The sequence below is a fragment of the Carboxylicivirga sediminis genome (genome assembly GCF_018156225.1).
In the GTDB taxonomy this organism is placed as follows: Bacteria; Bacteroidota; Bacteroidia; order Bacteroidales; family Marinilabiliaceae; genus Carboxylicivirga; species Carboxylicivirga sediminis.
On sequence record NZ_JAGTAR010000043.1, the window covers coordinates 1 to 15,685 of the forward strand.

13 protein-coding genes are annotated in these 15,685 nt (G+C 41.3%); 8 read left to right on the forward strand and 5 right to left on the reverse strand.

Annotated elements, in window-relative coordinates; translation table 11 throughout:
• Positions 1-60 precede the first annotated feature (60 nt).
• The 5 genes from KDU71_RS20175 to KDU71_RS20195 form a co-directional block, all read right to left on the reverse strand.
• Positions 61-417, reverse strand: a complete 357-nt coding sequence (locus tag KDU71_RS20175) for a transposase (RefSeq protein WP_212192926.1) — start codon at positions 415-417, stop codon at positions 61-63.
• A gap of 402 nt (positions 418-819) precedes the next feature.
• A complete protein-coding gene (locus tag KDU71_RS20180; protein ID WP_212192927.1) occupies positions 820-1,872 on the reverse strand; it encodes a glycosyltransferase family 4 protein in 1,053 nt (350 codons plus the stop codon).
• 2 nt (positions 1,873-1,874) lie between these two features.
• On the reverse strand, positions 1,875-2,645 hold the full coding sequence (locus KDU71_RS20185; protein ID WP_212192928.1) for a glycosyltransferase family 2 protein: 771 nt from the start codon (positions 2,643-2,645) through the stop codon (positions 1,875-1,877).
• A gap of 12 nt (positions 2,646-2,657) precedes the next feature.
• The gene (locus KDU71_RS20190) at positions 2,658-3,413 is read right to left on the reverse strand and encodes a GIN domain-containing protein (protein WP_212192929.1); all 756 of its coding nucleotides are present in this window, start codon (positions 3,411-3,413) and stop codon (positions 2,658-2,660) included.
• On the reverse strand, positions 3,410-4,552 hold the full coding sequence (locus KDU71_RS20195; protein WP_212192930.1) for an acyloxyacyl hydrolase: 1,143 nt from the start codon (positions 4,550-4,552) through the stop codon (positions 3,410-3,412). The genes KDU71_RS20190 and KDU71_RS20195 overlap by 4 nt, the downstream gene beginning before the upstream one ends.
• A gap of 156 nt (positions 4,553-4,708) precedes the next feature.
• Here KDU71_RS20195 and KDU71_RS20200 point away from each other — a divergent pair, with 156 nt between their 5' ends.
• The 8 genes from KDU71_RS20200 (at position 4,709) to KDU71_RS20235 (ending at position 15,665) form a co-directional block, all read left to right on the forward strand.
• Positions 4,709-6,364, forward strand: coding sequence for a capsule assembly Wzi family protein (locus tag KDU71_RS20200; RefSeq protein ID WP_212192931.1), 1,656 nt, complete (start codon positions 4,709-4,711; stop codon positions 6,362-6,364).
• A gap of 56 nt (positions 6,365-6,420) precedes the next feature.
• Positions 6,421-7,818, forward strand: coding sequence for a sugar transferase (locus KDU71_RS20205; protein ID WP_212192932.1), 1,398 nt, complete (start codon positions 6,421-6,423; stop codon positions 7,816-7,818).
• A gap of 10 nt (positions 7,819-7,828) precedes the next feature.
• Positions 7,829-8,632: a DUF4296 domain-containing protein gene (locus tag KDU71_RS20210; RefSeq protein ID WP_212192933.1), complete on the forward strand. Its 804-nt coding sequence runs from the start codon at positions 7,829-7,831 to the stop codon at positions 8,630-8,632.
• Positions 8,632-9,147 carry a hypothetical protein gene (locus KDU71_RS20215; protein ID WP_212192934.1) on the forward strand — a complete coding sequence of 172 codons (516 nt, stop codon included), beginning with the start codon at positions 8,632-8,634 and terminating at the stop codon, positions 9,145-9,147. Before KDU71_RS20210 ends, KDU71_RS20215 begins: the two co-directional genes overlap by 1 nt.
• Complete coding sequence (gene cysQ, locus KDU71_RS20220; RefSeq protein ID WP_212192935.1) at positions 9,147-9,977, forward strand: 3'(2'),5'-bisphosphate nucleotidase CysQ; 831 nt, start codon at positions 9,147-9,149, stop codon at positions 9,975-9,977. Before KDU71_RS20215 ends, cysQ begins: the two co-directional genes overlap by 1 nt.
• A 160-nt stretch (positions 9,978-10,137) precedes the next feature.
• On the forward strand, positions 10,138-11,313 hold the full coding sequence (locus KDU71_RS20225; protein WP_212192936.1) for a phosphoglycerate kinase: 1,176 nt from the start codon (positions 10,138-10,140) through the stop codon (positions 11,311-11,313).
• Between the two features lie 128 nt (positions 11,314-11,441).
• Positions 11,442-12,674: a 3-deoxy-D-manno-octulosonic acid transferase gene (locus KDU71_RS20230; protein WP_212192937.1), complete on the forward strand. Its 1,233-nt coding sequence runs from the start codon at positions 11,442-11,444 to the stop codon at positions 12,672-12,674.
• A 435-nt stretch (positions 12,675-13,109) separates the two neighbouring features.
• The gene (locus KDU71_RS20235; RefSeq protein WP_212192938.1) at positions 13,110-15,665 is read left to right on the forward strand and encodes an adenosylcobalamin-dependent ribonucleoside-diphosphate reductase; all 2,556 of its coding nucleotides are present in this window, start codon (positions 13,110-13,112) and stop codon (positions 15,663-15,665) included.
• Positions 15,666-15,685: the final 20 nt, after the last annotated feature.

Sequence of the window (15,685 nt, forward strand, 5' to 3'; positions counted from 1 at the left end):
AGAACTCTTAGAATTGTGAGAATTGTCCATGGATTCTATGGACAATTAGAGTGTCTCGATTTAAGCTTTTGTGACGTGCGAGGCCGAATGCTTACGATTATAACACCAATCAGTAGCTTCCCATAATAGTTTCTGATCAGTAGGAAAGCGTAGGCTACTTTCATAGCAAGTAGCATCGGTAACGACTTGTTCCAGCTCTTCCATATAAGGCAACCAATGTTGAGCTAAACACTTTTGAACCCTGTCGATATTCAGTTTTGCTGCCAGCTCACATCGTATCTGGCTAATGATTTTAAAATTCCTGATTTGTTCTCCAACTCCCAATAGTAATCGACAAAACAATTGGTAATGAATATTGAAGTTTAATTGCTCAACTAAGCGTTCGTCTGAACAGCAGGCATAGTTCTTCAGGAACATTAGCGCTAGTTTGCCTTGTGGGCTAAATATACAATCTGGCCCCATCTTACTTTCAGTTATGCCGAAGTAATCGACTAGCTCATCCCATGGAATAGCTTGGTAAATTTTACCTAATGAACTAGCAAGGAATTGATTGTATACAACCTGGAAATTATCTTCAATAGAAAAAAGTGGAAGATGAGCTTGAAATTCTGGAATACTTTGTAATTTTATCACTATTGGAAAAAAAGTAAACCCCGATTTATGGCAAAAGTGCTTGTTTTCGGGGTTTTGTTATACTTTCAAAATAGTGATAATTATTTAATTATCAAAACAATAAGGCCATTTGTGAATATGCCTCATTAAATATAATATAGAGTCTATATTGCAAAAGCTCACTATTCAATGGTGAGCTTTTGTTGTTTACAGTCGACAGAAAAGTTCGTTGATATTTTGTTCAAACACATCATAAGCAAACTTTGCTTTGATAAGGTCAAAGGCATTCTCACCAACAGCACGTATAGGCTGTTGGTTTCTTATTAGCTCAGTCAGTTTCTGAGCAATAGCAACTGGTGAACGTTCTGTCAGGAAACCGGTTTGATTATCCTTAATGACTTCCTTAATTCCACCGGTATCAGTCGAGAGTACCGGAATGCCCAGGGTCATGGCTTCCAGAATGCTGTTGGATATACCCTCGCGCTCAGATAATAGTATAAACATGTCAGCATCCTTCATCAGTAATGTCGGCGTATCCACAAATCCATAAAAACGAATTTTGTTGTCAAGCTGAAGGCTGGTTGATTGCTGTTCGAATTCTTCTTTATTGCGCCCTTCGCCAATGATGCGCACCTCTACCTGTTGCTTTAGTTCATCATCCAGTAGGTTGATTGCCTCAATAAGCAGGCCGTAGCCCTTTTGCCTGGTAATCCGCCCGCTGCTGACAATAATAAATTTAGCATGTTGTTGCTTCTCGGGCAGAGGACTGTCAGAATAAAATCCGGGAATACCATTATAAATGGCATGTATCGGGTGTTGATTAAACAAGGGGTTTTTATTGAGTTCTTCTTTTAGGTAACCGGCATTTACTATTAAACCATCGTTCAGCGTGCGGTAGTTCAATTTATGCCAGATTGGAATATTCATTTTCCGGCTAACACCCAGGCGAATAATGTGTTTAATACCCAATTGTCTGGCGATGATGCCGCACATAAAGTATTCCTTTTTTTTGGTGCTGACCACTACATCAATCTGGTTTTGAGCGATAAAACGCTTTAATGCATTAAAGGTGTACCAATCAAAATAGGAGCGAAAAGGAAGCGTTACGGCCTTTTCCTGTGGGTCAAATTTAGTTAGCAGCTTTGAGCTTTTTCCAACAAAAAAGAGGCGGTGGTGCTTAGATAATGCTTTCATGGCCATCGCTGTCCATTTTTCATTACCACCCCACGCTTTGGCCGAGCATACAAACAGGATATTCATGCTTATTTGTTTAAACCTTTAAGGGCTTCTATTCGACGTGCCTTGATAGTTTTAGCATACCACCGTTGATTATCTCCATAGTTATTGCGTAATCCCTCATCGCCATGGTAAAGGTGTTGAGCTATGGCATAAAACTTCAGGTTATAGGCCTTGATGCCTGCATGAATCAGGCGTATGGCAAATTCCTTATCATCTGGTCCTTTGCCCGTCATACTTTCTTCATAGCCATTGACTTTATAGGCATCGTCTCGCCAGTAGGCCATATTACAGCCCCTTACACCTTTAACTTTCTTATCATCGTACAGCAGGTGCTGGTGCATAATGGCTACAGCCTTACTTCTGAAGCTGGAAAGATGGTCGTACTTGAGTTCCTGACAAAATTGGTCCGTAGCCAGTGCTGATATATCTGTTCTGCGTCCAATGACCAATCGGTTGGCCTTGGCAAAAGACAGGTGATCTTTCACAAAATGCCTGTCGCAGATAATGTCACCATCTATCTGAATAATGTATGGATGTGAAGCTAGTGCTATGGCTTTATTTCGAATGGCATTGATACGGTAGCCTTTGTCCTCTTGCCAAACGTGTATCAATGGACATGGAAAGTCTGCCTTAAACTGGTTAATGATAGCTTTGGTGGCTTCACCAGAGCCATCATCGGCCACAATGACTTCATCCGGAAGGTGCGACTGAGTAGCTATGCTTTGCAGACATAGTGATAGTGCTTCAGTCCAGTTATAGGTGGTTAAGAATAAGCTTACTTTAGGGGCGTTCATATGATGAATCTTTTAATCAATTTTTATTACGTTACCCGTGTTTTGCAGATAACTGACCTTTATACGTTCGTGCTCAATAACTGGCTGACCTTTGTAATAGGTATTGCCCGACGAATAGGTATATACCTGCAGGCTGATCACCGGAAAGACTTTACAGCTGCCAATTGATTTATGTGTGACCTTAACGGTGTTACTTTTAAGTTCCGAAGCATCAATGTTAACGCTTCCTTCCAGGGTAAATGAGCAATTGGCACTGTTGCCACCAATGTAATAGTTGCCAATATTATTGTTGCCATACACATTAAGTGTAACATTTTGACAGTCCAGATTGAGTGAGATCTCAGCAAATTTGGCGCCGCCGTTTACAATCATGGTAAACTGATCAGTCTTAATAGTTTCAGGAGCTTCTAATTCAATGGCCATGTTGGCTGTAATTTTGTTAAGATGCCTGGCAGAAATACCAATTTCAATGAGTTTGCTTTTTTGCAAGAAGTTCTTTTTGTTATGCTCTATGGTTAGCGTACCATTATCGGTTGACAACTCAAGATCGTCGAGCAGGCGATTAACGCCTTTAACCAGAACAAGGTCTGTTTCATTGTTGTGTAACACAATACGGCAAGGTGCATCAGCAATAATATGATGGATGGGGCCTATCACCTGTTCCTGCTGAGTAATATCACCATCATCCATAAGGTTGTGGATGTATTCGCAGGCACCAAACAGCAGGAGGGTAGTTAAGCTTAAGGCTATGTAAATCAATCTTCTCATGCTTTATTCTTCTTGTTGTAACGGAAGCTGTAACCCAGTCCAAATTCCAGAAATTCAGAACGAAAGAAGCTGGCTTTAACGCTAAAATTAGCAATTAAGTTCTTGGTAACATAATGCCGTATGCCTAATCTTGGGTAAACTGGCTGAGGCGGTTTAATATTGGTGTGTAAATAAGTGCCAACATTAACAAATAAGGTGGTTTTGCCGAGAAAAACATTGTAGGAGGCAAATACGGCATTAAAGAGGTAATCCTGTGTGGAGAAAGTGGCTTCTTCACCGGCTTTCTCATAGGCCTCCCAGCTGTACGGAGCTGTTTCAGAGTAAAACTGGTCAAACCCCAGGCCTACTGCTCTTTTTTCATTGATATGCCACAGGTGATTGATGCTTAAACTACCGCTCCAGTAGAGCTGCTGATTATACGGAGTACTTTGGCTTCTCCCTATGCTGCCCACAATCAATACTTCGCGTTTGTTACTTGGTGGTGCAACTTCTTTGGGCAATACAGGTGTTAGTGCATCGTTAAAGTGGTATTTGGCACCAAGGCTGGCAGTGAGGGTGTTGACACCATGGTTGGGTTTGCGGTAGGCGCCATTGGATAAGTGAGTTAATGAGGCACTGGCAGAAAGCGAGAAATGCTTGTGGATACGGTAATCCATAAGTAATGCCAGACCAATATAGACATTCAGGTGTGAACTGAAGACAGTATTGTAAGTGTTGGTCTCAATATCAAAAGGTTTAGTGGCATAGCCAAGGCCCATGGATACTTTATTCTGGATGGACAGTTTAGGACTACGATAGATGTTATAGTTGATATACGGAAAAAGGGCATAGCCAGTCCCATATATATCCTTGTTGCCGAAAGTGCCATAATAAAATCCGAGTCCAATTTCAGGGTAATTAAAGTAACTTTCCCAACTTTGGGGTGTAAAGAGGGAGCGTCCATAGGTGATTTCAATGCCTCCCGAAAAATCATCAATAAAGTACATCATATTGACATGGTGAGGTACCACAATGCCACCATGGATACGCGTGGTAAGATACGTGTGCTTCTGAAGTTTGTTGTCTATGTTACCAGAGGCTTGACCATTTGATGTGACTATAAGGGTAAATAAAATAGTGATTAATAGCAGGCTTCTCAATGTTCTGATTTGTTAATTATTGAGCAGCGAAGATAATAAAAGGATAAGTAAATCAATAGATAAAACCGATACCTGCAGATTAATAACATTTGTTGATTCTCTTTCACAAGGCATATCATTATCTTTACGTTTTTGTTTTTTTTGATATAAATGAAAATGATAGAAAATAATATTAAGCGCATAAGTTTTTTAAAAAAGTTACTATTGTCGTGTGTGCTGGCTTGCAGTTGCATGAGCATTGTGGCACAAGATGATGCTGTTAAGGTGGGTGTGTCTTTGCACACCCAGGTCTCTTCCAACGATATTCGCCCCATGTGGCTCACGGCTAATGAGTGGGGGCGATTTGAACAGTTCGGGCATTTTGGCATGCTTACCGAATTGGGGGCACAGTATTTTATATATGACGAGGGTAACTTTTCGCTTGATGCAGGTGTCAGAGGGTTGGTGAACGTTGATATCTCAGAAAGTGTATTGCAGGAGGCTTACCTAAGTGGGCATGCCTGGTTTCTTGATTTTTCTCTGGGGAAGCAACAGTTCTCACCCATTATTTACAACGATGAACTCACATCGGGTAGTTTTCTGATGAATTCAAATGCCAGACCCATTCCACGCGTTACTGTGGGGATTTTTGATTATTTGCCTTTGGGATTCACCAAAAATTGGGTAGAGATAAAAGGTGGTATTTCGCAAGGTTGGTTGAATGATGAGCGAGTGGAACGAAATAATAGTGCCAATGATCTGCTGTTGCATGAGAAGTTTGCCTACATCCGCCTGGGAAATACAGCGGTAAAGCCATATGCGGGACTCGTGCATTCAGCATTATACGGGGGTACTCGTCCCAACGGGAATAAAATACCGGTAGACTTCTGGTCAACGTTCATGGCTAAGGGTTCGGCTACTTTAGGAGGCGGAGAAGAAACCAATGCTGCTGGTGCTCATATGGGTATGTGGGATTTTGGTTTTAACTGGAACACAGATAAGGCAGATATACATGTGTATTACCAGAAGCCATTTGCCGATGCTTCCGGTTTAAAAATATATAACCGCTACGATAAGGATTACTATTTGGGCTTTTTGATTCATCCGAAGCATATAGAATGGTTAAGCGGTGTTTCTGTTGAAGTTTTTAGAACTGATCATCAATCAGGGTACGGTATCCCAGACCCATTGTACCCGGTTGACTATGGCGGTCATAAGAAGGGTTCCATCATCTGGATGCATGAAATAAATGATGATTTGGATGGATTTATGTACGAGGTATTTGGAGAAACTCGAACAGGCTGGACGGAAGATGAGGTGTCGCGTTACCTGGAGATATCGCTCAATGAGGGGCATATGTATGGAGGTAGAGATGATTACATGAACAATGGGTCTTATTATAACGGTTGGGTATACCATGGCATGAATATGGGTACCGCACTTTATCATACAGCGGACAAAGTAAGGCGCTATGCTGCACTATGGGAGGAGGTTGACCAGGTATATTTTTACAATAACAGGGTAAATGGCTTTCATATTGGTGCTGAAGGGCGAATCAATGACAGTTTGAAATATAGGGTCAAAAGTACTTACACCATTAATAAAGGAAGTTATGGGGAAGAGTTTCGCGGGCGGTATAGTTGGGAACGTACTGAAAACTATTTTTTTTCAGACTCTAAAAGGCAGGTTTATTCTATGGTTGAGCTGGATTGGAATATGCCATGGATAAAAAATCTGAGTATGAAGGGTAAGTTGGCATTTGATGTTGGTCAGCTGTATAAATCGGTTGGTGGGCAGATGAGCCTGACTTATGTGCCTAGTCTAAACTGGTAATATTGTTTTTTTATATATCTATTTACTTACTTTTGTAAGAAATAAAACACACGCGAATGTTAAAGGAAAAAGAAAGAGTCGTATACAACTTTCTGGCAATATTAGATTCAATCATTGCCTGGCTGGCTCTGGATGTTGCTTTCTACTTATACTTTGGGCAGTTTACCTTTCTAAGCAATAAGGACTCCATTATTCTGCACCTGGTGGTACTGGGCTTGTGGTTTTTGTTGTCAAAGGCGTTTAGAACCAATGAAATATATCGCTCCAGGCCATTTTCAATCCTGCTATTTAATGTAATTGGGATGACTATTGTTGGTGTTGGAGCTTTGGCCCTGGCTGTGTTTATGTTTAACCTGCACTACATAGGTGTCACACCACTAATATACTTTGGTGCTGTATCTGCAACCTTCCTTTTTGTGCTTAAAGTCGTGTTTTTTTCCTACCTGAAGAGTGCTCGTCGCAGAGGATTAAATTACCGGAACATTCTCATCGTTGGTGATGAGTCTGCAATTACCTTTGTTAAACAGGTGCTGAAATATAAAGAATGGGGTTATCGTATAATTGGTGTTGTGGGTAATGAGGAATTACATGAGCGAATTGGCGATCTGGTGCCATTACTTCCTGAGGATGCAGATGTTGATAAACTAATTGAGGATAAAACAATAGATGAGGTTATCTATTGTCGCGAGAAGGCAAAGATGGAGGAAATAATGGCTCTCTTAACTAGTTGCAATGAGTTGGGTGTTGTTTTTCGTATGTCATCGCCATTTTTCAATATGCTGACCAATAAAACACACTTGCACTATTTTGACACTACACCTGTGTTAACGATATCCAATACGCCGGTAGATTACTTGTTGTTGAAATTAAAGAGCGTATTTGATTTTGTCAGTTCCTTTCTGGTCATCACCATTTTTTCACCCTTGTTTATTGGCATTGCCATTGGTATTAAACTAAGCTCAAAAGGTCCCATCTTTTTTAAGCAAAAACGTGTAGGGATGCGAGGGCGTAAGTTTTGGGTGTATAAATACCGTACTATGGTAACCAATGCCGAGGATCTCAAGGCTAGTTTAATGGAGCAAAATGAAATGGATGGTCCTGTTTTTAAGATTGAGAAGGATCCGCGAATTACAGGGATAGGACATTTTCTGCGAAAAACGAGTTTGGATGAGTTACCTCAGTTTTTTAATGTTCTGTTGGGGGATATGTCTATTGTAGGGCCTCGTCCACCTGTGCCGGCAGAGGTGCGTGAGTATGAACGCTGGCAGCTGAGGCGCTTGTCTATGAAGCCTGGAATAACATGCGTCTGGCAAATATCACCCAGCCGCAACGATGTGTCTTTTGAGGAATGGATGCGCATGGATTTGGAGTATATTGACAACTGGTCATTAAGGCTTGATTTTGTTATTATATTAAAAACGATTCGAACCATGCTAAGAGCTGATGGACGGTAAATCAATAGTTATGCAGAAGTTTATTTTACTACTAATTGTGCTGGTTTTAGGGAGTGCATGTTCAACTCGTCCAAAGGTACCAAGGGGCTTGCCTGGTGAGAAAAAGATGGCGGAAATATTAGCCGATGTTTACCAGGTGGAAAGTGTGTTGGGGCAAACACGCCTGTCATATAATTCCGGTGATGAAGATCGTGTTTCGGGCTACTATAAATACGTATTGGACAGACACCAGATAAATAAAGCCGAGTTTGATACCGCCATGGCATGGTATTCCGCACATCCTGTTGTGTTGTCCGATGTTTACAGTGAGGTGATTGAGATTTTGAGCAGGCGAGATGCAGAGCTTAAAAATCAAATGAATAAGGAAAAAGAAGAACAGAAGAAACTGCCCAAGGTACCCAGTAGGTTAGAGTTGTGGAGCGATACCACAGTGTTCCATGTACCTTTTGATAGGGCTGATTCGTTGGATAACCGTGTGCCATACAATATTGAACTTGATTCTATCAGTGGTGGTATTCTTCGCCTATACGCTGGCTATACCTTCAAAGAAGGTGGATTTTTAGATAGTGCTCAAATGAAGATGATCGCCTTGTATGCCGATAGCACTTTGGATACTATATATTACCAGATTCATAAATCATTTAACAAAGTGAATGGTAATATCTCCCATAAAATTGACGCAGGTAAACACGTGATAAATGTGAGCGGTTTTTTGTTGGAACATGATACAACAACAGCAACGGTGGTTGATATTGAAGAGGTTAAGCTAAATTTCATCCCTACTGTTGGAATGGAGAGAGTAGATCTACAATAATGCGCAAGGTTAGTGCTCACTATTATTTAAAGTCGGATGGTACTTTTGGGAAGTCACCAGTTGTAGAATTGGATGTCGACGGAAGAATTGTTGGTGTGCGTGAGATGGGTAGTCAATTTAAAGAGGAGGCGGGTTTGGAATATTTCCCCGGTATTATTGTGCCGGGATTCGTGGCCTCATGTTCTTCAACTGATCCACATGTTATTGCGTGTGTGAAACGAGTAGGTCTTATTAATGGTGTACTGCGATGGCAAGAGGGCAACGATATAATTGCACTCGATGATTATCAACGCGCATGGTCTGCGATAAAGGAAGTCCTTAAAGAGCAAAGGGGTATGGCACCTTTGGGACACTACTTGTTGAAGCACACATTTAGGGCGGCTCAATTGCTTGGTAATACCGAGTGGGGTATTATTGGTGAAGGGGCTATTCCTGGTTTAATTGTTTTGCAAAATATCGATTTGAGGAATTTTTCCATTACAGAGAAATCGTCATTTAGAATAATACAGAAATAATGAATCAACAAACGCATTTAGCCATAGAAGCAGCTATCGAAGCTGGTAAAGAAATACTCAACGTGTTTAACTCGGATGATTTTGGAGTCAGACTTAAGAGTGATGATTCGCCGCTTACTGAGGCCGATTTGAAAAGCCACCAGGTGATAGACAGTTACCTTAAGGTTACCAATATTCCGGTTTTAAGCGAGGAGGGAGATGCAATTGAATACAACCAGCGAAGTGGGTGGACCCAATTGTGGATTGTAGATCCGCTTGATGGTACCAAGGAGTTTGTAAAAAGGAGTGGTGAATTTACGGTAAACATTGCGTTAGTTGAAAAGCAAAAACCAATTATGGGAGTGGTTTTTGCGCCTTATCTGGGATGGTTATACTGGGGTGATGCTGCTGGTGCTTATAAAGCTGAATTGGTAAATAACTGGCAGACAAAGGATGTTGACGAGCTGATAGCAAATATGACTGGTGTTCTGCTGCCTTGTCAGGAAACGGAGGTGTGTACTGTGGTAGCCAGTGTTAGCCATTTCTCCAAAGAAACGGAGACCTTTGTGAAGGCATTGGAGGAAAAGGAAGGCACTGTGAATCTGGTTTCGCGGGGAAGTTCTTTAAAAATGTGTTTGGTAGCCGAAGGTGCAGCACATCTGTATCCACGCCTTGGCCCTACTATGGAGTGGGATACTGCAGCCGGACAGGCCGTAGTGGAAGCATCGGGGGGGCAACTGTTCGACTGGCATACAAAGGCGCCCATGAAATACAATCGAAAAGATTTGCTGAATGGGTGGTTTTTAACGCTGGCTAGGGGCTTAAATGCAGCTGATTATTGGTTGCTTTAGCATCATATTATTGAATGTGTTCATTGGCTGTCTTTTTATTCAACACTATTCATCGTTAAAGAATTTTAAATTGCAATTCAAATACTGATTTTTATCACAATACCTCTTTTAATTTCTTATCTTTGCGACTCATTGTTGAATTATAAAAATCAATACACAAATGGCTGCAATTGACAGTTTTAATTTCGCAGGAAAAAAGGCGATAATCCGTGTGGATTTTAATGTGCCTTTAAATGATAAATTTGAAATTACAGACGATACTCGTATACGTGCTGCGGTACCAACCATCAAAAAAGTGTTGGCTGATGGCGGAGCTGTAATTTTAATGTCTCACTTAGGTCGTCCAAAGGGCGAGGCTAAGCCAGAGTTCTCATTAAAGCATATCGTAGCTCATCTTTCTGCTACTTTAGGTGTTGATGTAAAATTTGCACCAGATTGTATTGGTGATGAGGTAAAAGCAATGGCTGCCGATCTTAAAGGTGGTGAAGTATTGTTGTTAGAGAATCTGCGTTTCCACAATGAAGAAACAAAAGGTGACGAAGGATTTGCCAAGCAGTTAGCTGAGTTGGCTGATGTATATGTGAATGATGCTTTCGGTACAGCTCACCGTGCACATGCTTCTACCACTATCATCGCTCAGTTTATGGATGAGAAGATGGCAGGTTACCTTTTAGATAAGGAGATTAAATTCCTAGGTGATACTGTAGAAAACGCCGAAAAGCCATTTGTTGCTATCGTTGGTGGTGCTAAGGTATCAGGTAAATTAGAGGTGTTGAAGTCGTTAATCACTAAGGTAGATACTATCTTAATTGGTGGTGGTATGGCTTATACTTTCCTTAAAGCTCAGGGACACAATGTAGGTAACTCATTAGTAGAGGAAGATTTGGTAGAAACAGCTAAGCAAATTCTGGTTGATGCTGAAAAGAATGGCGTTAACTTCATGTTGCCTGTTGATAATCTGGCTGCTGATAAATTTGCTGATGATGCAGATATCATGGAAGTTGGTAACGATATACCAGAAGGTCGCATGGCATTAGACGTTGGTCCTAAAACAACGGCTGCTTACGCTGCTGAGATTGCTGGTGCAAAAACGGTTGTTTGGAACGGTCCTATGGGATGTTTCGAAATGCCTAACTTCTCAAAAGGTACATTCGGAGTTTGTCAGGCTGTAGCTGATTCATCAGCCGTTTCTATTATTGGTGGTGGCGACTCTGTTGCTGCTGTTAATCAGAGTGGTTTAGCTGATAAGATGAGCCACATCTCTACAGGTGGTGGTGCTTCTCTTGAGTTCCTGGAAGGAAAAGAATTACCAGGGGTTAAAGCGATTCGGGGATAATTATTATATGAAAATATATTAATAGGGCCTGTTGACGTAAGTTGGCAGGCTTTGTTGTTTGTCAACTTTCAAGCTTATCAACTCATCAGCTTTATTTTTACTATTATCTTTGCCCAAAAGTTTAATCAATGACGTTACTATATAATATTGGCATTGGGGCTTATTCAATTGCTCTGAAGTTGCTGGCTCCATTTAATGTAAAAGCTAAGTTGCTACATGAAGGGCGAAAGGAAACACAGCGCAGGATAAAAGAATTGCGGCTGGAAGGTAAGGTTGTGTGGATTCATGCTGCCAGTTTGGGGGAGTTTGAGCAAGGTCGTCCAATAATTGAGAAGATTAAAGAGCAGCATCCCGATTATAAGGTAGTGCTTACCTTCTTTTCTCCATCAGGTTATGAGGTGCGTAAAAATTTTGATTTGGCCGATCATGTTTTGTATCTGCCGGCAGATACCTGGCGTAATGCCAAGGCGTTTATTCAAGCTGTCAACCCCGAAAAAGTCTTTTTCATAAAGTATGAATTCTGGCATCACTTTTTACGTGAGCTGGCAAAGCGCCGTGTGCCCGTATATGGGGTGTCCATGATATTTAGAAAAGAGCAGACCTTCTTTAAGTCATATGGTGGTTGGTTTCGTAATATGCTGAAGACTTTTGACAAGCTCTATGTGCAGGATGAAGTGTCTGGCAATTTATTAGCTGGTATCGGAATTATCAACTATTCGGTAGCAGGCGATACGCGTTTTGATCGTGTGCGTACCATTGCCGGGGAGTCGAAGGATTTCGAATTGATTGAGCGTTTTGTCGCTTCGGGTCAGAAAGTGATTGTGGCGGGTAGTACATGGGCACCCGATGAAGATATCTTACTCAATTATATCCAAAAGGTAAATGACGGGGTTAAGCTGATTATTGCACCTCATGAAATTCATAGGGAACATATCAAGCAGATAGAGGAAAAACTGAATGTGCCATTCTTTCGTTATACCGAAGAGGCAGCAGAGCCTGATAAAGCTCGTGTATTGATTGTCGATACGATTGGTATGCTATCGTCTATCTACAAATACGGACAGGTTGCTTATATTGGCGGCGGATTTGGCGTGGGAATTCATAACACCTTGGAAGCTGCTACTTATGGCATGCCAGTGCTTTTTGGGCCGAATTACAGGAAGTTTAAGGAGGCGCGCGACTTGATTGAGGTTAAGGGCGGTTTTTCTGTAAAAGATGCCAATGAGTTTAACCGGCAAATGGAAAGCCTATGGGATGAGCCTGATACTTTAAAAGCGCTGTCTGCTAATGCACGTCAATATGTGGATAGGATGTGTGGAGCAACCAGCTTAATTATGACCGAGCTGTTTGCTGAGGATTAAATATTAATTGAAATATACTAGAGAAGCTGAAGAACGATGTTTTTCAGCTTTTTTTATTTGTATTTAATAGTGTGTTAATAACATTCCAAAAAATGGAATTTAGGTGTGGTATTCAGATTTTTTATTGATGCATAAGTGGTGGTGATCGCATTATACTAATAGTAATTTCAGTCCTTTTGAAAATTACAATAGCTAGCAGGAAATTTTCTTCTTGTGTTAATAAAAATATCAAAATGGAAAACTTTCTCAATAATCGGGAGATGTTAAAGTGTTGGAATATAGCCTTTAGATAAAAAGTTTTGGACAACTTTGGGTGGATGTTGAAAACTATTGTTTGCTCAAAGTATCAACCTTTGCTAACTTGCAATCACGTAAAAAGGGAATCAAAAAAATACTAAATACCATTTTATCAACACCTTAAATTTTTGTGAGCAAATGGCTGTTAAAGAAATCGACCTAAAAACTAAAAATGTGAGTAAAACTTATACCTATGATGAAGCATTTAAAGCTTCGCTTGAATATTTTCAAGGAGATGAGTTGGCTGCACGTGTATGGGTAAATAAATATGCCCTTAAAGATTCGGATGGTAATATTTATGAGTCTAATCCGGATGAAATGCATTGGCGTTTGGCCCGTGAGATTGCACGAGTAGAGGAGAAGTATGCCAATCCTATGACGGTAACCAAGCTTTATGATCTGTTGAAGAACTTCAAATACATTGTACCGCAGGGTGGGCCCATGTCAGGTATTGGTAATACTTATCAAATTGCTTCATTATCCAATTGTTTTGTAATAGGTGATGATGGCCCGTCTGATTCATACGGTGGTATCATGAAGGTTGATCAGGAGCAGGTACAACTGATGAAGCGTCGTGGTGGCGTTGGTCATGATTTGTCTCACATTCGCCCTAAAGGATCACCTGTTAAAAATTCGGCATTGACTTCAACCGGTATTGTGCCTTTTATGGAGCGTTTCAGTAATTCAACGCGCGAAGTGGCACAGGATGGTCGCCGAGGAGCTTTAATGCTTAGTGTATCCATCAAACACCCCGATTCGGAGTCGTTTATTGATGCAAAAATGGAGCAGGGCAAGGTGACTGGTGCCAATGTATCGGTAAAAATTGATGATGAGTTTATGCAGGCTGTGGTTGATGGTGAGAAATACACACAGAGCTACCCGGTAGGAGCTAAAGAGCCTAAATATACGAAAGACATAGACGCAGCTGCATTGTGGTCGAAGATTGTTCATAACGCCTGGAAATCAGCTGAGCCAGGTATTCTTTTCTGGGATACGATTATTAAAGAATCGGTACCTGATTGTTATGCCGATTTAGGCTATAGGACGGTTTCTACCAACCCTTGTGGTGAAATTCCATTGTGTCCATACGATAGCTGTCGACTAATTGCATTAAACCTGTATTCATACGTTGAAAATCCGTTCACCCCAAAGGCCAAGTTCAACTTTAAGCTGTTCCGTGAGCACGTAGGTTATGCACAGCGTATTATGGATGATATTATCGACCTTGAATTAGAAAAGATTGACGGCATCCTGGAAAAGGTCATTGCGGACCCAGAGAGTGATACGGTGAAACGTGTTGAGCGCGAGTTGTGGGAGAACATCCATAAGAAAGCCGAAGAAGGACGACGTACAGGTGTAGGTATCACTGCCGAAGGTGATATGTTGGCGGCGCTTAACTTACAATATGGAAGCGATGTAGCTGTTGATTTCTCTATTGAGGTGCATAAAAACCTGGCTTTGGCTGCTTATGGTTCGTCAGTTGAACTGGCTAAAGAGCGTGGCGCATTCCCAATTTTTGAGGCAGCTAAGGAAGCTAACAACCCATTTATTAATCGTCTGTTTGAAGCCGACCCTAAGTTGGCTGAGAATATGAAGAAATATGGTCGCCGTAATATTGCTGCACTCACCATCGCACCAACAGGAACGACCAGTCTGATGACACAAACCACTTCAGGTATTGAGCCAGTATTCCTGCCAGTTTATAAGCGTCGCCGTAAGGTGAATCCCAATGATCCGGAAACACGTGTTGACTTTGTGGATGAGGTTGGTGACAGCTGGGAAGAATACACCGTGTTCCACCATAAGTTTGTGACCTGGATGGAAGCCAATGGCTATGAAACTGCCAAAAATTACACCCAGGAAGAATTGGATGAGCTCGTGGCCAAGTCACCATATTATGGGGCTACTTCCAATGATGTGGATTGGGTGAGCAAAGTGCGCATGCAAGGTGGTGTTCAAAAGTGGGTAGATCACTCCATCAGTGTGACCATCAACCTGCCAAATGATGTATCGGAAGAGTTGGTTGGTAAACTATATGTTGAAGCCTGGAAAAGTGGCTGTAAAGGCGTAACTGTTTATCGCGATGGTAGTCGTGCCGGTGTGTTGGTGGCTAACGATAAAAAGGATGAAGTAAAGACGACCGGTTTCCCTAAGAAGCGTCCGGATGAGTTGGATGCTGATGTGGTGCGTTTCCAGAATAACAAAGAAAAGTGGATTGCTTTTGTTGGATTAATTGATGGTAAACCATACGAGATATTTACTGGTTTGTCAGATGACGAGGATGGTATTTTACTGCCAAAATCTGTACTTACAGGAAAAATCATCAAGAATCGTGAGGAGGATGGTACATCACGTTATGATTTCCAGTTTACTAATAAGCGAGGCTACAAAACCACCATTGAAGGACTATCGCACAAATTTGATAAGGAGTTCTGGAATTACGCCAAATTAATCTCAGGCGTATTACGTCATCAAATGCCTATCGAGGGTGTGATTGAATTGGTGGCTGGCTTGCAGCTCGACAGTGAATCTATCAATACCTGGAAGAACGGTGTTGAGAGAGCACTTAAAAAGTACATTCCTAATGGCACAAAAGCCAAGAAAGGAAATTGTGAAAACTGTGGTTCTGATGAGTTAATCTACCAGGAAGGGTGTTTGATTTGTAAGAGCTGTGGTTCATCAAAATGTGGTTAATATCTGCCAAATAAGTAACC

Coding starts and splice junctions, on each gene's coding strand:
- KDU71_RS20175 (WP_212192926.1), bottom strand. CDS start 417: ATGTTCCTGAAGAACTATGCCTGCTGTTCAGACGAACGCTTAGTTGAG.
- KDU71_RS20180 (WP_212192927.1), bottom strand. CDS start 1,872: ATGAATATCCTGTTTGTATGCTCGGCCAAAGCGTGGGGTGGTAATGAA.
- KDU71_RS20185 (WP_212192928.1), bottom strand. CDS start 2,645: ATGAACGCCCCTAAAGTAAGCTTATTCTTAACCACCTATAACTGGACT.
- KDU71_RS20190 (WP_212192929.1), bottom strand. CDS start 3,413: ATGAGAAGATTGATTTACATAGCCTTAAGCTTAACTACCCTCCTGCTG.
- KDU71_RS20200 (WP_212192931.1), top strand. CDS start 4,709: ATGATAGAAAATAATATTAAGCGCATAAGTTTTTTAAAAAAGTTACTA.
- KDU71_RS20205 (WP_212192932.1), top strand. CDS start 6,421: ATGTTAAAGGAAAAAGAAAGAGTCGTATACAACTTTCTGGCAATATTA.
- KDU71_RS20210 (WP_212192933.1), top strand. CDS start 7,829: ATGCAGAAGTTTATTTTACTACTAATTGTGCTGGTTTTAGGGAGTGCA.
- KDU71_RS20215 (WP_212192934.1), top strand. CDS start 8,632: ATGCGCAAGGTTAGTGCTCACTATTATTTAAAGTCGGATGGTACTTTT.
- cysQ (WP_212192935.1), top strand. CDS start 9,147: ATGAATCAACAAACGCATTTAGCCATAGAAGCAGCTATCGAAGCTGGT.
- KDU71_RS20225 (WP_212192936.1), top strand. CDS start 10,138: ATGGCTGCAATTGACAGTTTTAATTTCGCAGGAAAAAAGGCGATAATC.
- KDU71_RS20230 (WP_212192937.1), top strand. CDS start 11,442: ATGACGTTACTATATAATATTGGCATTGGGGCTTATTCAATTGCTCTG.
- KDU71_RS20235 (WP_212192938.1), top strand. CDS start 13,110: ATGGCTGTTAAAGAAATCGACCTAAAAACTAAAAATGTGAGTAAAACT.